General features: G+C 54.9%; 15 protein-coding genes and 2 pseudogenes. 7 read left to right on the plus strand and 10 right to left on the minus strand.

Features of this window, described 5'->3' with window-relative positions:
- Positions 1–230: 230 nt before the first annotated feature.
- The 4 genes from CWM52_RS17165 to CWM52_RS17180 are packed head-to-tail and all read left to right on the plus strand — an operon-like array spanning position 231 to position 11,121.
- Complete coding sequence (locus tag CWM52_RS17165; protein ID WP_206057721.1) at positions 231–1,910, plus strand: ShlB/FhaC/HecB family hemolysin secretion/activation protein; 1,680 nt, start codon at positions 231–233, stop codon at positions 1,908–1,910.
- Positions 1,910–2,458, plus strand: coding sequence for a toxin-activating lysine-acyltransferase (locus CWM52_RS17170; RefSeq protein WP_100685198.1), 549 nt, complete (start codon positions 1,910–1,912; stop codon positions 2,456–2,458). The genes CWM52_RS17165 and CWM52_RS17170 overlap by 1 nt, the downstream gene beginning before the upstream one ends.
- Positions 2,451–10,670 carry a polymorphic toxin type 25 domain-containing protein gene (locus CWM52_RS17175; RefSeq protein ID WP_100685199.1) on the plus strand — a complete coding sequence of 2,740 codons (8,220 nt, stop codon included), beginning with the start codon at positions 2,451–2,453 and terminating at the stop codon, positions 10,668–10,670. Before CWM52_RS17170 ends, CWM52_RS17175 begins: the two co-directional genes overlap by 8 nt.
- Positions 10,657–11,121, plus strand: coding sequence for a hypothetical protein (locus CWM52_RS17180; RefSeq protein WP_100685200.1), 465 nt, complete (start codon positions 10,657–10,659; stop codon positions 11,119–11,121). Before CWM52_RS17175 ends, CWM52_RS17180 begins: the two co-directional genes overlap by 14 nt.
- A 132-nt stretch (positions 11,122–11,253) precedes the next feature.
- Here the strand turns inward: CWM52_RS17180 and CWM52_RS17185 are convergent.
- Positions 11,254–11,505 (minus strand): annotated as a pseudogene (locus tag CWM52_RS17185) (IS30 family transposase); the annotation flags it as partial.
- Between the two features lie 133 nt (positions 11,506–11,638).
- On the opposite strand from CWM52_RS17185, the gene CWM52_RS17190 reads away from it, so the two are divergent.
- Positions 11,639–12,196 carry a histidine phosphatase family protein gene (locus CWM52_RS17190; protein WP_227521310.1) on the plus strand — a complete coding sequence of 186 codons (558 nt, stop codon included), beginning with the start codon at positions 11,639–11,641 and terminating at the stop codon, positions 12,194–12,196.
- A 296-nt stretch (positions 12,197–12,492) separates the two neighbouring features.
- Here the strand turns inward: CWM52_RS17190 and CWM52_RS17195 are convergent, their stop codons facing one another.
- The 5 genes from CWM52_RS17195 to CWM52_RS17215 form a co-directional block, all read right to left on the minus strand.
- Positions 12,493–12,855 (minus strand): cupin domain-containing protein, encoded by a 363-nt coding sequence (locus tag CWM52_RS17195; RefSeq protein ID WP_100685201.1) that lies wholly within the window; start codon positions 12,853–12,855, stop codon positions 12,493–12,495.
- A 75-nt stretch (positions 12,856–12,930) separates the two neighbouring features.
- Positions 12,931–13,749, minus strand: coding sequence for an AraC family transcriptional regulator (locus CWM52_RS17200; RefSeq protein ID WP_100685202.1), 819 nt, complete (start codon positions 13,747–13,749; stop codon positions 12,931–12,933).
- 317 nt (positions 13,750–14,066) lie between these two features.
- Positions 14,067–14,684, minus strand: a complete 618-nt coding sequence (locus CWM52_RS17205; RefSeq protein WP_100685203.1) for a LysE family translocator — start codon at positions 14,682–14,684, stop codon at positions 14,067–14,069.
- 190 nt (positions 14,685–14,874) lie between these two features.
- The gene (locus CWM52_RS17210; RefSeq protein ID WP_100685204.1) at positions 14,875–16,053 is read right to left on the minus strand and encodes a CocE/NonD family hydrolase; all 1,179 of its coding nucleotides are present in this window, start codon (positions 16,051–16,053) and stop codon (positions 14,875–14,877) included.
- Positions 16,054–16,449: 396 nt separating this feature from the next.
- On the minus strand, positions 16,450–17,118 hold the full coding sequence (locus tag CWM52_RS17215) for an epoxyqueuosine reductase QueH (protein ID WP_100685205.1): 669 nt from the start codon (positions 17,116–17,118) through the stop codon (positions 16,450–16,452).
- Between the two features lie 155 nt (positions 17,119–17,273).
- On the opposite strand from CWM52_RS17215, the gene CWM52_RS17220 reads away from it, so the two are divergent.
- Positions 17,274–17,492: a hypothetical protein gene (locus CWM52_RS17220; protein WP_100685206.1), complete on the plus strand. Its 219-nt coding sequence runs from the start codon at positions 17,274–17,276 to the stop codon at positions 17,490–17,492.
- A 294-nt stretch (positions 17,493–17,786) separates the two neighbouring features.
- Here the strand turns inward: CWM52_RS17220 and CWM52_RS17225 are convergent, their stop codons facing one another.
- The 4 genes and pseudogenes from CWM52_RS17225 to CWM52_RS17240 all read right to left on the minus strand — a co-directional run bounded on the left by CWM52_RS17225 (position 17,787) and on the right by CWM52_RS17240 (position 20,140).
- Positions 17,787–18,683 carry a GlxA family transcriptional regulator gene (locus CWM52_RS17225; RefSeq protein ID WP_100685207.1) on the minus strand — a complete coding sequence of 299 codons (897 nt, stop codon included), beginning with the start codon at positions 18,681–18,683 and terminating at the stop codon, positions 17,787–17,789.
- Positions 18,661–18,828 (minus strand): annotated as a pseudogene (locus tag CWM52_RS17230) (SDR family oxidoreductase); the annotation flags it as partial. The pseudogene CWM52_RS17230 and the gene CWM52_RS17225, both read right to left, overlap by 23 nt.
- A gap of 382 nt (positions 18,829–19,210) precedes the next feature.
- The gene (locus CWM52_RS17235) at positions 19,211–19,717 is read right to left on the minus strand and encodes a GrpB family protein (RefSeq protein WP_100685208.1); all 507 of its coding nucleotides are present in this window, start codon (positions 19,715–19,717) and stop codon (positions 19,211–19,213) included.
- A 51-nt stretch (positions 19,718–19,768) separates the two neighbouring features.
- A complete protein-coding gene (locus tag CWM52_RS17240) occupies positions 19,769–20,140 on the minus strand; it encodes a DUF4440 domain-containing protein (protein WP_308446955.1) in 372 nt (123 codons plus the stop codon).
- Between the two features lie 275 nt (positions 20,141–20,415).
- On the opposite strand from CWM52_RS17240, the gene CWM52_RS17245 reads away from it, so the two are divergent.
- On the plus strand, positions 20,416–21,054 hold the full coding sequence (locus tag CWM52_RS17245) for a glutathione S-transferase family protein (protein WP_100685209.1): 639 nt from the start codon (positions 20,416–20,418) through the stop codon (positions 21,052–21,054).
- The last annotated feature ends 296 nt before the right edge of the window (positions 21,055–21,350 follow it).

The following is a 21,350-nucleotide window of genomic DNA, read 5'->3' on the forward strand; positions in this document are numbered from 1 at the left end:
CCTGCGGTGCTTTTTCTGGTAGTTCTGCCCCCATCCGCGGCGCGAAAAAAAGCGCGATACTTCATAGTTTTAAATTAAAATACAATAAATTAGATTAATTTTATTTCCCCACCTCTCGCGACGGGAACGATCGCGTTTTCGGAATAAGCCTAATTCCCTTTCCTTGACGATAGCTGAACAATTTTACACAAATTCACAGTTGTTCATTTTCTAACATTGCAAGGATGCCAATGAGCCGCGAAGCAATACCCTGCAAAGCGATCGCCTCGGCGATCGGCCTGTTTTTCCTGCTACCGGCCCACGCCGCAAGCTCTGACGACCAGTTTATTATTCAGCAGCAGCGGCAGAAGGCGCTGGAGCAACAGTTGACGCCGCCGACGCCGGACGTCCGACTGTCCGGGCCCGCCTCCGGCTTCGGTCAAATTCCCTTCCCGACGGAAACGCCCTGCTTTACCATCCACCGCGTGGCGTTAAGCGGCCAGCAAGCGCTCCCCCGCTGGCTGCCGCTGCAGCGCATCGCCGACCAGGCGCAGGGGCATTGTCTGGGGGGCAAAGGGATTAACCTGCTGATGAGCACTCTGCAAAACCGGCTGGTCGATCATGGCTGGATAACCACCCGCGTGCTGGCCCCCTCGCAGGATTTGAAAAGCGGGACGCTGAAACTGACGATTGTGCCAGGCTACGTGCGCCATGTACGGCTGACGGAGCAGAGCGACGACTATATCCGGCTGTACAGCGCCTTTCCGGCGCATGAGGGCAATTTGCTCGATCTGCGCGATATCGAACAGGGGCTGGAAAACCTCCAGCGCCTGCCCACGGTTGAGGCCAGTATGGAAATTGTGCCCGGCGACAATCCCGGCGAGAGCGATATCGTTATTACCCGCAAGCAGGCGAAGATGTGGCGCCTGGGGCTGTCGCTGGACGATTCCGGCACCGAAACCACCGGCCGCTATCAGGGAGGCGTGACACTGTCACTTGATAATCCCTTTTCACTCAGCGATTTGCTCTATTTTTCCGCCAGCCACGATCTCGACAATAACGGCGGCAAGAAAAGCCGCAACTACGTCGGCCACTATTCGGTACCGTACGGCTACTGGATGCTGGGGGTAACCGGCAGCGACTACGACTACCACCAGACGGTGGCTGGCCTCAACAGCGATTACCGCTACAGCGGCAAAAGTAAAAACCTCGACGTACAGCTAAGCCGGGTCCTGCACCGCAGCGGGACGCAGAAGACGACCTTTACCTATGATGTGCTGGCGCGCGAAAGCCGCAACTACATCGACGATACCGAAGTCAACGTACAGCGTCGCCAGACGGCAGCCTGGCGCGTGGGGCTACAGCATCGTCATTATATCGGCCAGGCTGTCCTTGACGTCGGCGCCAGCTACCAGCGCGGCACCCGCTGGTTTGGCGCGCAGCCGGCGCCGGAAGAGTTCGTCGGCGACGCCACCGCGCTGAGCAAAATCACCCAACTTAACGCCCAGCTCGACCTGCCATTTACCCTCGGCCGCCAGAATTTCCGCTACAACGTGCAGTATCTGCGCCAGATCAGCAACACCCCGCTCACCCCGCAGGATCAGTTCGCCATTGGCAACCGCTGGACGGTACGCGGGTTCGACGGCGAGCGCACCCTCAATGCCAGCCACGGCTGGTACGTGCGCAACGATCTGGCGTGGCGTACGCCGCTGGAGAATCAGGAACTCTACCTCGGGGCGGACTACGGTGAAGTCGGCGGCTACAGCTCTGATTACCTGATCGGCCAACACCTGGCGGGCGGCGTTATCGGCGTGCGCGGCAACGCCTTGCGCACCGGCTATGACCTGTTCGCCGCAACACCATTGTCGAAGCCGGATGGGTTCCACACCAGCGCCGTCTGCCTGGGCTTCAACCTCAACTGGAGCTGGTGATGCGCGTCGGACAATACGAAATTAAAGCGCCGCTGATGCTCGGCGGCACGGACAACGAAGCCGAAGTACTGGGGGCCAGCGTCTGGCTGTGGATGCACTCGCCGATGCACCGGGACGCCCCGCTGCACGCCCTCCCCACGCTGCTGCTGCCGATTATCAAGCGCCGCCAGTATGTGCTGATTATTGAAAACGAACGGCCGGTATTTTTCCTCAGCTGGGCGTGGCTCAACCCGGAGTCAGAAGCCCGCTATCTCACCCGCCCGGCGATTGACATGGCGGAGGCTGACTGGAACAGCGGCGACCGGATGTGGTTTTGCGACTGGATCGCGCCATTCGGTCATACCGCCGCCATCAACGCCCTGATGCGCCAGGACATCTTTGCCGATCACTGCGCGCGGGCGCTGTATCACCGCGGCGCACAGCGCGGTAAACGGGTGGTGATGTTCCACGGCCGCCGCGTCAGCCGCGAACAGGCCAGAAGCTGGCGGCAGGCTCACCCGCTCGCCGTCGACCTGCCGGAAGCGTTTAAAGGACTAAACCATGAATAAGAACCTCTACCGTATTGTCTTCAACAAAGCGCGCGGCATGCTGATGGTGGTGGCGGATATCGCCCGTTCCGGCCGCGCGGGCTCCGCACGCTCCTCCGCGCCGGGAGTCCTCCCGCGCCAGCTGTGCGGCAAAGTCAGCACCATCAGCTTCAGCCTGTGGCTGGCGCTGGGCGTGATACAGCCGGCGCAGGCCAATATCGTCGCCGATGCCGGGGCGCCGAATAATCAGCAGCCCACGGTAATGCAAAGCGCCAACGGTACGCCGCAGGTCAATATTCAGACCCCGTCGGCCGCCGGGGTATCGCACAATACGTACAGCCAGTTCGACGTCAACCAGCAGGGGGCGATCCTCAATAACTCGCATCAAAACGTCCAGACCCAGCTGGGCGGAATGGTGGCGGGGAACCCCTGGCTGGCGAAAGGCGAAGCGAAGGTCATTCTTAACGAGGTTAACTCGCGCGACCCCAGCCATCTGAACGGGATGATTGAAGTGGCCGGGAAAAAAGCCCAGGTCGTCATCGCCAACCCGTCCGGTATTACCTGTAACGGCTGCGGCTTTATCAATGCCAATCGCGCCACGCTGACCACCGGCCAGGCGCAGCTCACCAACGGCAATCTCACCGGCTATCAGGTCGAACGCGGCGAAGTGACTATCGAAGGCGCCGGGATGGACAGCTCGACCGCCGATTACACCGATATTATCGCCCGCTCGGTGAAGGTTAACGCCGGGCTGTGGGCGAAGGATCTGCAGGTCACCACCGGGCGCAACCGGGTGGATGCCGCCCATCAACGCATCGAAAAAACCGGCGATGACCCGGCAACCCGCCCGCAGCTGGCGGTGGATGTCGCCAGCCTCGGCGGCATGTACGCGGGTAAAATCCGCATGGTCGGCACCGAGCGCGGCGTCGGGGTGCGTAACGCCGGGGCGATTGGCGCCCAGGCCGGGAGCGTGACCCTCACCGCCGACGGCCGTATTGAAAACAGCGGCACACTGCGCGCCAGCGAAGACGCCGCCGTCCGCACCGCCGGCGAATTCAGCAACAGCGGCGCGCTAACCGCCGGTCGTGATGTGGATATTCAGGCGGCAAGCCTCGCCAGCACGAAAAACAGCGTGCTGGCCGCCGGGGTAAAAAGCGACGGTAAGCTGGCGGAGAGCGGCGACCTGCGGCTGCATGCCGACGGCCAACTGAGCGCCCACGGCCAGACGCTGGCGGGCGGAAACCTGCGCGCCAGCGGCCAGGGGATAGACGTCAGCGGCAGCCGGACCCAGGCCCGGCAGGTCACGCTGGACAGCGGCGCGGGCGACCTGACGACGTCCGCAGCCCAGGTCAATGCCAACGCGCTGACCCTGCGCAGCGGTCAAACGCTCAACAACGACGGCGGCATGCTCAGCGCCGACGCGATAACCCTCTCCGCTCAGCATCTGTCGAACCGCAAAGGCAAACTGGTGCAGACCGGCGACGGCGCCCTGGCGGTGAAACTGGCGGGCAACATCGATAACCGGGAGGGGGAGATTGCCGCCAATGGCGATATTCAGCTCGCCGCGCAGTCTGTTGATAATCAGGGTGGGAAAGTACTGGCGGCGCAACACGGCAGCCTGACGGCGCACGCCCGGGCAACGCTGGATAACCGTCAAGGCACCCTCGCGGCGGCAGGCGATACGCGGATCGACGCCGGGATGCTCAACAATGATGGGGGGCTGATCTCCGCCGCCACCGGCAGCGGCGACATCCGCAGCGCGCAGGCGGTCAGCAACCGCCAGGGACGTATTGAGGCGGCCAAAACGCAGACGCTCAACGCCGCCGGGCTGGATAACCAGCAGGGCGTTATCGTCGCCGATGGGGCCACGCTGGCGCTCGCCGACGGCCTGCTCAACAACCTGTCCGGTTCACTGTACTCGCACAGCGCGCTGGCTATTCGCAGCGGCGCGCTCAACAACCAGCAGGGGTTCCTCGCCAGCGGCGGCCCGCTCACCTTCAAAGGGAGCGAGGTTGATAACCGCGACGGCCAGTTCGCCACAGCCCAGGCGCTGGACGCCAGCTTCAGCACCTTCCTCAACCAGAACGGCAGCCTGAAGGCGCAGGGCGCGATGACGCTGAACGGCGGCACGCTGGACAACGCTCACGGAACTGTCGGCGCAGGCGGCGGGCTCAACATCGGCGTCACCGCCCTCGACAACCGCGAGGGCACCCTGGTCAGCAGCGCAGACGCCCTTCTGCGCGCCGACCGGCTGGATAATCAGGGCGGCCAGCTGGCGGCACAGCGGGCGCTGAGCGTTAACGGCAGGCAGGTGATCAATGATAACCGCGGCCTGATCCAGAGCGGCGATAGCCTGACGTTAACCGCCGACGACATCAGCAACCGCAGCGGCGGCAGCATTATCAGCAGCGCACAGGCCAGCCTGCATACTCAGCGCCTGCAAAACGGCGGCGGCGAGATTCAGAGCGTCGGCGATCTGCTGATCGACAGCGCCCACGGCGTCGTGGACAACATTTCCGGGCTGATGCGCAGCGGCGCGACCTTAACGCTCAATGCGCTGAACCTGATCAACCAGCATACCTCCGGCGACAATAAAGGGCTGGAGGCACAAAACATCGCGCTCACCACCGACACGCTCGATAACCAGCACGGGATAATTCTGGCCGATAAGTCGTTGACGGTGCGCAACAGCGGCGAACTCAACAACCGCAACGGCGGGCTGGCGGCCTCCGGGACGGTGGATCTTCGCGGCGATAAACTGGCGCTGTTTAACCAGGATGGCACGGTGAAAGCCGGCAAGCTACTGCGCATCGAGGCGGATACGCTCGACGGCGACGGCCAGCTGCTGTCGCTCGGCGATATGGCGCTGAGCAGCCAACGGTCGCTGAATAACCGCGGCACGATGGTCGCCAACGGCCGCTTCACGCTCACCTCCGCGGGGGATATCGTCAACAGCGGTAAGCTGCTGGCGGGCAGCCGTCTCGACCTTACCAGCCGCAACCTGAACAACGGGGTAAACGGCGAAATTAATGCCGGGCAAAACACCCTTAATGTCAGCGACACGCTGTTCAACACCGGGCTGATTGACGGCGGCTATACGCGGATTAACGCCGATACTCTCACCAATAGCGGCAGCGGGCGCATCTACGGCAATGCGATTGGCGTCAACGCCCTCACCTTCAATAACCTGGCAGAGCACGGTACGGCGGCGACCCTCGCCGGGCGCGAGCGCGTCGACCTCGGCGTGCAGACGCTGAACAACCGCGATCACGGGTTAATCTACAGCGGCGGCGATCTGCTGATTGGCGGCGCACTGGCGGATAACGGCGCGGCCAGCGGCCGGGCGGGAACCATCAACAACCACAGCGCGACCATTGAATCGGCAGGCGATATGACCCTCGCCGCCGGGCAGATTAACAACATCAACGATCGCTTCACCATCGGCCTGGTCACCGTTTCTCAGCAGCAGGTGACCGAATATCAGCATACCGGCTCCCCTACCCGCTGGAACGCCACGGACAACGGGGTGTTTGTCGACGGTAACTCCGCCGATGGCCTGCGCAATCTCAACACCCCGGACGACACCGGGAGTAATAACGACAACTTCAACCAGTTCGACTATACCCGCACGGTGGAAGAGACGCGGATCCTCGAATCCGACCCGGCGAAGATCCTCGCCGGCGGCAATATAACCCTCACCGGCGACCGCCTGTTGAACGACAAAAGCCAGGTCATCGCTGGTGGCACCCTGGCGATAGCCGGTCTGCAGGAGGTGAAAAATGACGATGTGCCGGGCGAGCGGCGAACCACCGACGTCGGGAGCGCCACCCATTACTACCGCATTCGCCACAAAGGGGGCGATGAGCAGGGCCGCGACCGTACTGACTATACGCCGCCGACCAACATTCAAAGTATCGCCCTGAAGCCAGGGCAACTGATCAGCGGCGGCAGCGTCGAGGGCACGCCGCTCACCATTGCGCCGCTGACCCCGCAGGGCACGGCGGCGGCCATCGGCGTGGCGGGCGCCGTCGCCGGTCAGCACACCGTCTCGCCCGGCGAGCCGGTCACGCCGCCCGCGGGCCAGCAGTTTGAGGTCACGCCCGCACAAGGGACGATTCGCATAGTCGGCCCGAATACCACCCTGCCGGATAACAGCCTGTTTACGCTTAATCCCGCCAGCGACGTCCCCTATCTGGTGGAGACCGATCCGCGCTTCACTAACCAGAAACAGTGGCTTGGCAGCGACTATATGCAGCAGGCGCTGGTCGGCAACGGCGACACGACGCTGAAACGGCTGGGCGATGGCTACTACGAGCAGCGGCTGATCCGCGAGCAGGTCATCGCTCTGACCGGCCAGCGCTACCTTGACGGCTACACCAGCGACGAAGCACAGTTTAAAGCCTTGATGGATCAGGGCATAACCTTCGGCAAACAGTATGCCCTGAAGAGCGGCGTGGCGCTGACCCCCGAGCAGATGGCGCTGCTGACCGGCGATATCGTCTGGCTGGTGAACACCACCGTGAAGATGCCCGACGGCTCACTGCAGACCGTGCTGGTGCCGCAGGTCTACGCCAAAGTCAAACCGGGCGACATCGACGGCTCCGGCGCGCTGATTGCCGGGAATAACGTCAACATCAGACTCGACGGCGACCTCTTCAACAGCGGCACCCTGAACGGCCGCCGCGTCCTGCAGCTTGACGCCGGGAATATCATCAACCGGGCGGGCACCCTGCTCGGCGACGACGTGCGCCTGAACGCCCGCAACGACATCAACAACACCGGCGGCATCATCCAGGGCGGCAGCAGCCTGCTGGCGGTGGCCGGGCGCGACATCAACACCACCACCACCCTCGCCAGCGCACAGAGCGTCAGCGGCGATAACCGCTTCAGCCGCACCACCCTCGACAGCGTCTCCGGCATTTACGTTCAGGGTGATGACGGCAGACTGACGCTGCACTCCGGCCGCGATATCACCCTCGGCGGCGCGCAGGTGGTCGCCAGCGGCGAACGCGGCGAGGTCCAGCTGGTGGCCGGGCGCGATATCCGGCTCAACGACGTCACCACCGCCTGGCACGACAACCTGGTGTGGAACGCCGACAACACCCTTGACCAGAGCCAGAGCCGCAGCACCGGCAGCGAGGTGACCGGCAAAGGCAACGTCACCCTGGCCGCCGGGAACGACCTCAGCGCCCGCGGCGCCGCCCTCTCCTCCGGCGCGGCGCTGAACCTCGGCGCAGGCAACAACCTCACCCTGGACGCGGGCGAAAACAGCCAGACGCTGGACGAACGCCACAAGGTCACCGGCAGCAGCGGCTGGCTGTCCAGAACCACCACCCGCACTCAGGACAGCGTCTCGCGGCAGACGGCCCAGGGCAGCGAACTCAACGGCGACCGCGTCAGCCTCAGCGCCGGGAACGACCTCACCGTGCGCGGCAGCAGCGTGGCCGGCAGCGGCGACGTGGCGCTGCTGGCGGGCAACGACCTGCGGATCGACACCCGGGATGAGTACAACAGCGAGCAGCACCTGAAGCAGGAGAAAAAATCGGGGCTGATGAGTTCCGGCGGGATCGGCTTCAGCTACGGCACCCGGAGCGTGAAAACCACCGACACCGGGGCGGATATCACCCGGGCGGGCAGCACCGTCGGCAGCGTCAACGGCGACCTGACCCTGCGCGCGGGTGACAACCTGACGGTCAACGGCTCCGATCTGATCGCCGGTCGCGACATGGCCCTCTCCGGCAAAAACGTCGCCATCACCGCCGCCGAAAACCAGAGTCAGCAGACCCACGTGGTCGAACAGAAAACCTCCGGCCTGACCCTCGCCCTCTCCGGCACGGCGGGCAGCGCCCTCAACAGCGTGGTGCAGGCCACCCAGGAGGCCCGGTCCGCCGGCAACAGCCGTCTGCAGGCCCTGCAGGGCGTGAAGGCGGCGCTCTCCGGCGTACAGGCCAGCCAGGCCGCCCGCCTGGATGCGGCCCAGGGCAACGATCCGGCCAACAACAATACCGTAGGCATCAGCCTCTCCTACGGCAGCCAGTCGTCGACATCAACCCAGCGTAGTACGCAGACCACCGCCCAGGGCAGCACCCTGACGGCGGGCCGCGACCTCAGCATCAGCGCCCGCGAAGGCGATCTGACTGCCGCCGGCAGCCAGCTGAAAGCCGGTAATGACGTGGCCCTCTCCGCCAGCCGCGATATCACCTTACAATCGGCGCAGAACACTCAGCTGCTTGAAGGCAAAAACGACAGCCACGGCGGCACAGTCGGCGTCGGGATTGGCGTGGGCTCCGGCGGCTGGGGGATCAGCGTCTCCGCCAGCGCCAACAAGGGCAAAGGCAGTGAAAGCGGCACCGGCACCACCCACAGCGAAACCACCGTCGATGCGGGCAACCGGCTCACCCTCAACAGCGGACGCGACACCACCCTCACCGGCGCCCAGGTCAGCGGGGACACGGTTATCGCCGGTATCGGCCGCAACCTGACCCTCACCTCCGAGCAGGACAGCGACCGCTACGACTCCAGACAGCAGAACGCCAGCGCCGGAGGCAGCTTCACCTTCGGCTCAATGAGCGGCTCCGCCAGCGTCAACCTCAGCCAGGACAGGATGCACAGCAACTACGACTCGGTGGTGGAGCAGACCGGCATCTTTGCCGGCAAAGGCGGGTATGACATCACCGTGGGCGGGCATACGCAGCTGGATGGCGCGGTAATTGGCAGCACTGCCACCGCAGATAAAAACCGCCTCGACACCGGCACGCTGGGCTGGGGCGATATCGACAACCGCGCCGGTTTTAAAACCGAACACCAGAGCGTCGGGTTCAGCAGCGGCGGCAGCATCGGCAGCCAGTTCGCGGGGAACATGGCCAACGGCCTGCTGACCGGCGGGAACAACGAAGGACATGACAGCAGTACCACGCGTGCGGCGGTCAGTGAGGGTGCCATCATCGTGCGGGATAAGGATAAGCAACAGCAGGATGTGGCGAACCTCAGCCGCGACGTGGAGCACGCCAGCCAGACCCTGTCGCCGATATTTGATAAAGAGAAGGAGCAGCAGCGCCTGCAGCAAAGCCAGCTGATTGGCGAGATTGGTAACCAGGTGGCGGATATTGCGCGCACCGAGGGACAGATTAACGCCATCAACGCAGGCAAGGCCGAGCTGGCGGCCCACGATGTGCACGAGCCGGAGCAAGGCGCCAGCAAGGAGGCCTGGGAGCAATATAACGCTCAGTTGGCCGCCACCGAAGGCTATAAGGCCGCGCAGCAGCAATGGGGCACCGGGAGCAGCGTCCAGCAGGCGATTCAGGCGGCAACCGCCGCCGTGCAGGGGCTGGCGGGAGGGGACATGGCTCAGGCCATTGCCGGAGGTGCAGCACCATATGTTGCGGAAAAGATACATCAGCTTGCGCCGGATGAAGCTAGCAGGGTAATGGCTCATGCCATCATGGCCGGGATAGCGGCAGAATTACAGGGAAATAGTGCTGCAGCAGGCGCTGCGGGTGCCGCCACGGCAGCGATCGGAACATCAGTGATAGCGAAAGCGCTATATGGTACAGATGATTACAGCAAACTGAATGAGATCCAGAAACAAACCATTAGTACTCTGGGTACACTGACAAGCGGCCTGGCAGGTGGTCTTGTCGGGGGAAATACAAGCAGCGTCTTAGCAGGTGGGCAGACTGGGAAAAATACATTTGAAAATAATGACTTAGGAAACTGGGGAAGTCTGGTGCCTCCGCGTGTTCAACAAGATGCATCTCTGGCACTAGATCAAGCGCAAAATGGGAAAAATGCCGAAGAGATTAGTAATGCTATTGATGCTTCACATATGGGGCCATCATGGGGGGTTGAGTATAAAGTTAAACCTAATGGAAAAATTGAAGTTTCCGGTGGTATGGGACTTGCCATGAAGGGGGGAGCAGAGATTAATAATGATTACCTTTCTGTTTCTACAGGTTATACACCAGAGTTTGGTGTGAAGGCTGGCGCCTCTATGGGTATTGATTTTGGGCCATATTATCCTGGAGTATTTGGGGACTTGAGACGTGACTATTCAACCAGTATCGGCTTTGGTCCCGGCTCTGTAGGAGTGTCTGCAGGTAAAGATGGAATTGGTTTTTCCTTCTCTGTCGGGCCAAGTATAGGTTTTACTGGTTCTTCCACTGCCCCTCACGGTGAAAAAATAGAACTGAACGGCGATACTACTAAGGAAATTTACCACCATGATTTCAAATGATATGGCGCTTAATACATCAGCGCTAGTTATGTTGTTCTTCTTAGCCGCATGGGGAGCATGTTTTTTTATATTTGTATATAAAAAACTTGGTGGACCGAAAGTAGGTAGAGATGCGTTGCTATACTTTAACTTTATGTTTTTCAAGAAGGAGATGCTTTCAAACATCGCCTTGATTTTTCTCGTACTGGGTTATATTTCAGCAGCATTTCTAGAATATCGAAGAGAGTTTGATGATTTGAAATTGTTTGCTGACTTATCTGGAGGAGTCTCTTTTCTTCTCTTCGCTGTATATGGAAAATATTTTTTTCATAATTACACTGAATACGAAAATCCTTTCTTTTTTGTTAAAGTTTTCTTAACAAGACTAGATTTAAATATCGGCTCTGCATTTCTTTGGTTATCAAGAATATTATATTTAACATGGTTGGTTGTTTTTATTATAAAAAGTTAAGAAACAGCTTATTAAACCAGTTACCAGGAAATGAATACAAAATCATTTACCAGGGTTGAATGGTCAAATCCCGGCTGCTGAGCCGGGATTTGACCTATAACGGCTACTTACTTCGGATCAGACAGTGTGAGTTCAACCGATGGATGCAACACATTGATTGAACCGCTCTGCGGGTGATTCATAGTCTAGCGTTTTTCTCGGCCTCTCGTTGAGCTGTCTGGCGACACTGTTTAGTCTTTGTTGGCTGTGAACTGATAAGTCAGTTCCTTTTGGAAAATACTGTCTGAGTAATCTGTTTGTATTTTCATTTGAGCCGCGTTGCCAGGGAGATTAAGGATCACAGAAATAAATCTGAATGTCTGTCGCTACAGTAAATCGGGTGTGCAGGCGATCATGTAAGCGCGATATTCAAGCTGGAACCTGCAATCATCAGTAAAATTCGTGATTTTGTAACACAAGCGGAGCTGAGATTGTTACCATTTTCCTCTCAGGTATAAACACAACGGATAAAGTAAATATGGAAATTATCCTAATGCGTCACGGTAAACCTGGCTTCACCGACACAAAAAAAGTAGCTGCCCATGAAATGTCCGAATGGATCGAGCATTACGACCTTTCAGATATCAGCGACAATCAACCACCCGAAGCCTGCCGGGTAATCGCGCGTAGGGCGCGGATGACCGCAAGTAGCCACCTTCCCAGAGCAATATCCTCTGGAACTACACTTAATTTAGAGCCTAAAATTGTGGATGACATTTTCAGGGAAGCTGAACTGCCAATATATCGTATACCTGTCCTCAGACTATCTCCTTTTAGCTGGATTGTTTTCTTTCGTCTAATATGGCTTTGTGGCATGTCAAAAGAGGCTGAATCTCTATCTATGGCGAAAAAGCGTGCCCGACGAGCCGCTGACATCCTGATCAATAATGCGAAAGAACACGATGGACCAATCCTCCTGATGGGACACGGGATTATGAATCGGCTTATAGCGAAAGAGTTAACATCATTGGGATGGAAAGAACACACCCGTGCCGGAAAAGGATACTGGAGTGCTGGCGTTTTTCAGCTTTCGTAGCAGTATGCAATAGCACAAAGTGGACTATTAAATTAGGCCAGGCTTTGTGCCATAGTTGTCTCAGAAAAAATCCGTTCTAATACTTATATAACAATGAGTTACCTGCTTAGTATGTTTTTTACATCATTGACCGGCAAACCCCGTATTCGCGGGTCAGGGAATCGTATCCCTTCCAGATGACAGAGTCGACGGTGAGCGAAAAGCTGCCGTTCAGGCTCGTATTGAGCCTGAGGTTATCTATGTAGTCGTGGTTTATCAGACAGATCGGCCAGCCGGGTAGTCTGATACAACCCAAGCTAGATCCAGATATCGTTTTCAGCGGTTCGTTCCCCACCTTCGTGTCCAGTATTCAGGACACCACAGGGTTCTATCATCATCATTTTTACCGTCATTTGGGCTGACGTTTTATGTTCTACACCTTTTGGTACAACGTAGATTTCTCCCGGATTAACGAGGACGTGGCCGTCGCGAAAATCGATACGCAATACCCCCTCTACTACAATAAAGGCCTCATCGGTTTCAGGATGTGAGTGCCATATAAAGTCACCCGCTATTTTCACGATTTTGAACTGATAATCGTTCATCTGCGCAATGACTTTTGGCTGCCAATGGGTTTCGAAAAGAGAGAATTTTTGTTCTAGATTTACCGGTAAAGACATGATGACATTCCTTAATGTTCAAGAAACGTCGAGGATAAATAAAGTCGCTGTGATGGTCTTGAACGATCGTGCAACTCAGGCCCTGTGGAGGTGAATGAAGGTTTGCCAACGGCCCGGAGAAATACCGTATGCCTTTATAAACTGCCGTGTCATATGACTTTGATCTGAGAACCCTGCCTCTAAAGCAGATTCTGCAAGTGACAGACCTGTCTGAATCAGATGTCTGCAGTATGCGAGACGGCGCATTGTTACATAGCGATAAGGACTCGTGCCAAAAAGTGCCCGAAAATCCCGGCTCAGGCTCCAGCGATCTTTACCACAGACGGTGGATAAGGTTTCCAGCGTAATGTTCTGGCTGAATTCAGATTGTATATATTCTCGCGCGCGCTCTGCAGACTGATAATCCACAAGGCAGCGACGAAAGCGTTGCCCTCCTACGACGGCCAAAGTCTGGGCAAGATCATAAAGTGCGTCCTCCTCTTCAAGGACATCAATAGAATCTTCTGACGCTTTTAACAGCGGTCCGGTGGCGGCAAAAAGCCGAGGATCCGCTGATATGCCACCTGGAATAAAGGGTAATGGTTTTCCGCCCAAAATTTTCTGAATTAACGCAGGTTCGATATATAGCATCCGGTACTGAAACCCTTCTGTCGTTCCTGCCTCTCCATCATGAATTTCATCCGGATGCAGGACTATTGTCCCGCCTGGTAAGCTGTGTTGTTTACTGTCTCGATAACGAAAGCTTTGCACTCCTGACAGTGTCCTGCCGATCGCATAAGTATCATGGCGATGGGGTTCATAACCATACCCACTGAAGTAGGCCTCCAGGCGTTCAATTTTTCCCGGCGTGTGTGCAACTCTGACCCAGTCTTTATTCGATTGTAAAGCCGACATGTGCGACACCTGTTTCCAGTTAACGATGAATTCCTACCATAACCGTACTGGGTGCGATTTTAAAAGGAGTAGATAAAAGCACTTTAGTCTCACGTTCAGGTTCTTTCTGCCTGCTGCCTCAAAAACTGCCAGCAACTTTGTTCAATCAGGGACTATAAGTAGTAAAAAAGCATAACCCTGCACATATGTCCGCTTTTGGCTGTGAGTTCTTCGTTTCATAGCAACGTCCCCCCTTGATTGAGGATAGCGTTGTGAACTCACAGCAGGAGCAGACCTTAATGTTTCTGATCCATAGACTTAGTTTGTAATCGTTTAAATTACTTTAACAGAAGCCGTATTCCCAGAAAGGCCATGACTCCCCCGCTTAATCTATCTATGAGCTTACGGTATTTAATGTAAGCCTGACGTGGCCCATCAGTGGATAATAAGTATGCAACGATGGCATACCAGAGCACATCAATAACGAATGCCATTATGGGCAGGATGATGTACATAACAGGCTGAATGTTTTTGCTAAGCGCTGCGGAAAAAATACTGGCAAATATCAGGGCGGTATGGGGATTACTGATTTGTGTGAACACACCAGTTAGAAAAGCTTTTGAGGCGCTGACTTCCTCAGTAACGGCCAAGTCGATAAACCTGTTTGAAGGGCGCCGAAAAATCTTTAACGCAAGCCATAATAGATAACAACCACCGGCAATCTTCAGGCCAGTGTAAAGTGATGGAACCAATGTCAGCAGGGTGTGAAGCCCCGCTAACGCAATGACAGCAAAGATAAGTGCACCAAAACCCATACCTACCGCCACAGATAATGCCGCCCGTCTTGAACTGGACATGGCCGTGCGAGCAACGAGAAGGAAGCTGACTCCCGGGCTCATCGCACCAAAAAGAATAGCAACGCCAATAGCAGAAAGCGCAATCAAATCATTTGTCATTTATGTTCTCCACAATACTAAACGTCAGTCAGTTTCGAATCACACACCTTATGAATCGTTCCCAATTGTCACCGTAACACAGTTTCAGCAGCATCCGCTCCTTACGCGCCAGAAGAAAGGATATCCGCGGTGAGAAAAGAAGAAACCTAATCTCGTACAAGCACCAGGGCTGCGGTTATATCAGCTTATTTCAGCGTGTTTTCTCTGAGGCGTAATTATTGTTGATAGCATAGACAGCGCATTTAGGTGCCCCTCTCCGTTGTTCCTTTGTACAGATACTAAGCGCCGTTGCAGCAGCTTCCTGACTGTTTCTGGCCCAGTATGCAGCGCCCCAGTCTCCGTCCGGATCGGTAGCAAATGCTTTTTCATATCGCTGCGTTGATTCATACTCGGAAAAAGCTTTTTTTCCGGCAACATTCAGGGCTGGCGGTTCAATGAGATTTACGACGGGAAGCTTGATTATCTCCTGGAAAGGCTGATGATTCTGCTCAAGAAAAGCGGCAACGGTATTCCACCAGAAACTCTCAGGCGCTGAATCCATAAAGACATGGCCATCCTTCCCGTAAGAAGGCATGACGATGAACTGAGCGGGGTTTTTACTCTGCTGATACGCATTAAACATTTCTCTGCCCATATCCGGGGGAAACGACTTATCATTTTTTGCATAAAGCCACAGCGAAGGAAGCTTTGCTGTTTTTCCGTATTGTTCATACGTTTTCATTAGCCCTGTCTTATCACAGAGGGATTTTCCGTCGATAGCCCCTCTGCCGCCATCGAAATTGATAACCGCCTTGACGCCTGGCGGATTCGTTGCGCCTGTTGCGATAGCAGCAAATCCACCGGCGGACATACCAACCAGCATCGCGTTATCAGCGGAAGCCCATGAGTTCCGGCGCACAGCCTCAAGCGCCGCAACCATATTTTGGACGTCCTGTTCTCCGGCCTGAAGATGAAAGGGCTGGATGCATGAGTGTCCTGTATATTCTGCAGCACCACTGGACTGACCATATCCCTCTCGCAGGACAACCACCGCAGCATACCCGTGGCGTGCAAACGCGATTGCTGTTGAAGAATATCTGTTTGGGTTAAGCGTCCAGCGGTCAAACTCGGCCGTACCGGTAGTTCCATTGGTGATTAACACGACCGGCAAAGGCTTCTTGCTAACCGGCCGTGTGACGAAAGCATCAAGTATCGCAGGCTGGCCATTATTTAAAGTGACAGACAGCGTCAGTGGTTCCCTGATCAGCTCGCTTATCTGTTGGTATTCGGCCGTGTCAGTTAAAGATTCTGCGTGCCCCGGTAAACTTATAATGAAGACTGTCAATGACAAAAAGAAAGATGCCGAATGGGTTATAAAACGATTGAACATCAGAAGGTATCCTTAATTAGCCTGGAGATATACCGCCTTGCAGTTGCGTACTGGCAGGTAAAAACGCTAACTCTGACAGCCCCCCTGTATTAATGACTTAAGATTCTTAATCCGCCAAGTGAGATGAAGAACATTAACGTAAGCAAATTTCAGAACAAAGCTGGCCTGTCTCTTTTTGTGTGTTTTTTTTATATTTACCCGGATCTGAGTTTTCATGCCGGCTTTTTTGTATTTATCACCCATTAGCTCCACTTACCCTGTGACCTTCCCCCGGAAAACAGTACCAGTCTAAACTGCACTGTCGTTACGTTACACGAATAAATGAAATAGGTGGGATAAACGCCGTGGATGAGCCAATGCTTACAGAAGCCCACATGTGAATGTGGGCTTCTGGTATTACTGTTCTCCGCCTTCCTTACCGTAGTAAAGTTTACCGAGTTTGATGAGCGGCCTGCCCTGCGATTTACGGTGCATATTGGTATCACGCAATGAATAGACGCAACCACAATACTCCTGCTGGTAAAACTGCTCGCGCTTGCTGATCTCAATCATGCGCGATGAGCCGCCCTGCTTACGCCAGTTGTAATCCCAGTACACCATTCCCGGATAATGGGCGGCAGCGCGTTGTCCACAATCGTTAATCTGCTGCATATTCTTCCAGCGGGAAATTCCGAGTGAACTGCTGATCACGCTGAACCCATGTTCCGCGGCATACAGCGCTGTACGTTCGAAGCGCATATCAAAGCACATAGTGCACCGAACACCGCGCTCAGGCTCCCACTCCATCCCTTTCGCACGTTCGAACCAGTTGTCGGTGTCATAATCCGCATCGACAAAAGGAACACCGTTTTTTTCGGCAAAACGGATATTCTCTTCCTTGCGGATGAGGTACTCCTTTTGCGGATGAATATTGGGGTTATAAAAGAAAATCGTGTAATCAATGCCCGAGGCCTGAATCGCCTCCATGACTTCCCCCGAACAGGGCGCACAGCACGAGTGCAGCAGTAGCTTGTCTGCGCCGTTCGGCAGCGTCAGTTGCGGGCGTTTAAAATCAGCGTTCTTCATAAATGGATTCTTTGGCAATAGTGAAACTTTCAGGAATTTTAGCATTCACATCGGCGATAACGAAATTAAGAAGTCACTGTTGTCGTTAGACAAATGAGACATAACATGCTCTGCTAAGATCGAGGTTAAAACATGGGTGAGCTGGAGGATAAAAATTGCTGATTCACAACGTATTCGGACGGCATGTTGGCGTCAAAAGAGTTGAGAATCACTGGCAGGTATTTCGTGCCGATATGACGGAAAGAAAGTTCTCCCGTCTGTACGATATCATCATTCCAGATGAGCTGACAGAAGCCGAGATCGCGGGATGGCTGGGCGATATTTTCCATGAGGCGGCCAGCACACGTCACCTCGATGTTACGCGCATCGAATAACCCACTTTGGGGCCGCCTAAACAGCTTTGAGCGAGGAACAGACATTCATTGGACTGTGGATTGCCCCCACCAGAGTGTCTATATAAACCGTCGCAATTTAGTATGCCGCCTGCTCAGTATCGTATAAATGGGGAAAATACCTTCTTCACGGCAACCTTACCGCGGGTTAACGGTGACCGGGCGTAATATATTGTGCAGGCTGCCACTTCCTTTCAGTGACGAACCATGCCGTTAACCTGCACACGCGGAAAAGAAAAATACCCCCGATGAACACTTACATCAGCCCATTGAAAATTATCGCCCCGCGCGAAGCGACTGAGGCGGAATGCCATACCCTCGAATAAACACCTCGCGCATATGCCGTCTGTCGCGAAAACCGGACTCGCGGGCAATAGCATCCAGCGACAGTCGGCTTTGCTCTATCATTAAACGTGCGGCTTCAAGCCGAAGCCCTTCAATTGCTTTTGCCGGCGACTTGCCCGTTTCCTGGCGAAAAAGACGGCTAAGCTGGCGGGCGCTCACATGAACCGCATCGGCTAGTATTTCCACCGTCAACGTTTTGTGCAGATTATTACGCGCATATTCCAGCGCGATTTGCAGACGATCTGAGCGAGGCGCCAGAGAAAGCATTTCTGAATGCTGGGTCTGACCACCAGAACGGCGCTGATTCATCACCAGACGATGCGCCACAATACGGGCAATGTCTGCGCCGAGATCTTTCTCCACCATCCCGAGTGCCATATCCAGCCCGGTGGTCATGCCTGCCGACGTCCAGATGGTGCCATCGATAATAAAAATACGATCATCTTCAAGCTGAATCGTGGGATGCTGCGAGGCCAGACTGTGTGCATGCGCCCAGTGCGTAGTGGCGCTTTTTTGCTCCAGTAGCCCGGCCTGGGCCAGCACAAATGCCCCGGTGCAGACCCCGGCAATCCGCCGCGCCTGGCGGGCGGTGGTTTGCAGAAAGTGAATCACGCCAGGACTGGCAGGGTCGTCCATTGGTGATAATACGCCTGCCACCAGCCAGGTATCCACCTGCGCTTCCTCGCTCAATTTTACGGAGTCCACGCCAATACCTGAAGAAGAGCGTACGGTTCCGCCATGTTCGGAATAGACCACGGACTGGTAAAACGGGCGATCGGCCACCAGGTTGGCAAACTCAAATACCGTCAGCGTAGACAGCGCCAGCATCTGGAAATGGTCGGCAATGATTGCGGGCAATAATAATCAGGTCATATCCAATGCGCGCCAGTCGGCTGGCGTAAATCGCACCGATACCGGTGGATGCACCCGTTATCACTGCGGTGCCTTTGGCTGATTGTGTTGCGAGACTCATTGCAGACTCCTTTCGGTCGCCATTGATTCGATGCGAGAATCATAAGTGAGAAAGAAGTGTCTTAAATGACGATTATGGTAGTTATTTGGGACATCTCAATGGCGGTGAAGAGTGGAAGCAGATATCGAGTACGCCACGCTTCTGCCATCGATCAGTAATGGCATTAATGATCACTCTCCCCTTCCCTCCGCCAGGAATCGCGAGCGTCCAGATATCTCCTCCACCGGTGCCGGGACTCTGTGGCGCGTCAAACGGTGAAAGCTACGAACTGAACGGCAGCACCAGAGGGCAGCAATGAGCGAGGAGCAGACGTTTCACTCAGGTCAGATGAGTGTTTCCAGTACATTGAACATGCCTACCCTGTAACAAACGTAATCTTTCTTTATCGTTCCAGGTCATTCAGCGCCAGTTGCAGATGATGCTCGATAAACTTTTCTTTGAGTGCGCTGTAGCGATGAGCATCGTTCTGACAGATCACTGCCGCCTCACGTTTAATATCCGCGTATTCTTCTGCAATATCTTTGTTTTTTATAAGATAATCGCGAAAAGCAAGATGCCTTAAAACCTGTATATCTCCAACCGCAAACGCATGCACTTGATGGCTACGCCGATCGCCGCCTTTAATGAAGTATTGACGACCTGTAATCCCGTTCTCACCACGCGCAATATATCCGACACGGGTCATGGCCGAGTTATCCAGCGCGCTGATATCGGAAACTTCAAGCAATATGTCAATGACTGGCTTTGCTGAAAGACCTGGAACTGACGTACTACCAATGTGATGGACATTTTCAGCCACCCCGCCGAGCACTGTCTTAATCAATAAACTTTCAGCTTCAAACAGTTGAGGCCATTTTTCATCGTATGGCACTACAGCGATTTTCCGCATAAATACGCCCTCAATTTCCTTGTCTTACCGAAAAAAATCCCGACGACGAACCTAAGCCGCTCCTGCTGCTGGCGTACCCTGATGGAAAACCAGAGTCCACCGTTCCTCCTCAGTGCGAAGCCAGCACGAGGAACGAAGTGATTCGCAGCTGCCGTCTTTATAAAAGGTTCTGTAATAAAGTATGGCGCAATCTTCTCCCATCCTGGTAAGGCGGAAATCGCTGCTGAGAATGGGCGATGGGGTTTTCTCACTTAACAGAGATGCTATCGTCTCTGCACGGTCAACTATCACGCCTGAACGGGTGATTTCCCGAAACTCGAGATGAAGGAGTCGCTCAAGCCATTCCCTGTCATTCCGCCTTGAGTGATGAAGGGTACATTCAAGCGCTTTGAGCTTTTCCAGGAGCATTGCGTTCTTCCTCATTAAATCCTGACATTAACATCATTGACAAGATTAGCCTTATGACGCAAGGCTATCCTTTAGCGCAGATCGTAGAAGTTCGGGAAAAGTGGCGCTGATATGAACAAGGAACAAAAGCGTCTAAGGCATGACTAACATCATGTTGTATTAATCAATGGGGAACAGATCAGGGGGATGTTGCCTTGAAACGAAGAACACATATCAAGTCATGTATATGCGTTCTTTTCCATCTGAGTGAGTTAACAATTAACCGGGTTTATTCCAAAGAGGTTTTTCAGATGCTGGAAGTATGGGGAAGGAAAACATCGTCGAACGTTCAGGCTTTAATGTGGTGTATCGGTGAACTGGAATTACCTTATCAACGATATGACGTAGGGCATAAGTATGGAGGAACAGATTCTGATGAGTTTTACCGGTTAAATCCTAACCGAACCATACCCGTTATCAGAGATAACGGGGGGCCGTCTTTCTGGGAGACAGGCGCAATCCTGCGATATCTGGCCTGTCGTTACGGGCGCGATACCTTCTGGCCAAAAGATTTACTGGAAAGAACGCATGTTGATCGCTGGACTGAATGGGCAAAAATCAGTGTTGCAATGAACTTTAATGAACCCATTTTCTGGCGAGTAGTGCGCACGCCTGCGCATTTGCGAGATCCTTCAACCATCAAAAAGGCTGTAGAATCTTTTGAAAAGCGCCTGATGATTGCCGAAACGCAGCTAACGCAACATCCATACCTTGCCGGTAAAGATTTTACGCTCGCAGATATACAATTTGGGCATGTGCTTTTTCGCTACTTCGACATAAATATTTCCCGTACAACGCTTCCTCAGCTCAGGAAGTACTATGAAAGTTTGCGACAGCGACCGGCATTTCGTGAGCATATTATGGTTTCTTATGATGAACTTAGGGTTTAGGGGGCGTATTGATGCCCGACTCATTGCTTCTCAAACGGTCATAAAGTGGTCATATAATCTTTTCAGACGCTAGCTCTGGAGCACGAGAGACGCCTTTATTAACATACTGAAGAGCCGAAAATGAGCATACCACCCAATGCATACGGGCTAATCAACACGCTGGAAAATACGGCGCAGTTTCTCAATCAACACGCTCTCTCCTGGATGATAATCGGAGGGGCGGCGATGGTGCTTTACGGCCGACCCTGTAAATAATTCTGTGTAATTGCCATCCGATTAAAGGTGGTCGCTCAGGC

Origin of the sequence: Raoultella sp. T31, from assembly GCF_002806725.1 — a bacterium.
Taxonomy (GTDB): Bacteria; Pseudomonadota; Gammaproteobacteria; order Enterobacterales; family Enterobacteriaceae; genus Klebsiella; species Klebsiella electrica.

Excerpts from the sequence above, each read along its gene's own strand:
- CWM52_RS17165 (WP_206057721.1), top strand. The coding sequence starts at position 231 with ATGAGCCGCGAAGCAATACCCTGCAAAGCGATCGCCTCGGCGATCGGC.
- CWM52_RS17170 (WP_100685198.1), top strand. The coding sequence starts at position 1,910 with ATGCGCGTCGGACAATACGAAATTAAAGCGCCGCTGATGCTCGGCGGC.
- CWM52_RS17175 (WP_100685199.1), top strand. The coding sequence starts at position 2,451 with ATGAATAAGAACCTCTACCGTATTGTCTTCAACAAAGCGCGCGGCATG.
- CWM52_RS17180 (WP_100685200.1), top strand. The coding sequence starts at position 10,657 with ATGATTTCAAATGATATGGCGCTTAATACATCAGCGCTAGTTATGTTG.
- CWM52_RS17190 (WP_227521310.1), top strand. The coding sequence starts at position 11,639 with ATGGAAATTATCCTAATGCGTCACGGTAAACCTGGCTTCACCGACACA.
- CWM52_RS17195 (WP_100685201.1), bottom strand. The coding sequence starts at position 12,855 with ATGTCTTTACCGGTAAATCTAGAACAAAAATTCTCTCTTTTCGAAACC.
- CWM52_RS17200 (WP_100685202.1), bottom strand. The coding sequence starts at position 13,749 with ATGTCGGCTTTACAATCGAATAAAGACTGGGTCAGAGTTGCACACACG.
- CWM52_RS17205 (WP_100685203.1), bottom strand. The coding sequence starts at position 14,684 with ATGACAAATGATTTGATTGCGCTTTCTGCTATTGGCGTTGCTATTCTT.
- CWM52_RS17210 (WP_100685204.1), bottom strand. The coding sequence starts at position 16,053 with ATGTTCAATCGTTTTATAACCCATTCGGCATCTTTCTTTTTGTCATTG.
- CWM52_RS17215 (WP_100685205.1), bottom strand. The coding sequence starts at position 17,118 with ATGAAGAACGCTGATTTTAAACGCCCGCAACTGACGCTGCCGAACGGC.
- CWM52_RS17225 (WP_100685207.1), bottom strand. The coding sequence starts at position 18,683 with ATGCTGGCGCTGTCTACGCTGACGGTATTTGAGTTTGCCAACCTGGTG.
- CWM52_RS17235 (WP_100685208.1), bottom strand. The coding sequence starts at position 19,717 with ATGCGGAAAATCGCTGTAGTGCCATACGATGAAAAATGGCCTCAACTG.
- CWM52_RS17240 (WP_308446955.1), bottom strand. The coding sequence starts at position 20,140 with ATGAGGAAGAACGCAATGCTCCTGGAAAAGCTCAAAGCGCTTGAATGT.
- CWM52_RS17245 (WP_100685209.1), top strand. The coding sequence starts at position 20,416 with ATGCTGGAAGTATGGGGAAGGAAAACATCGTCGAACGTTCAGGCTTTA.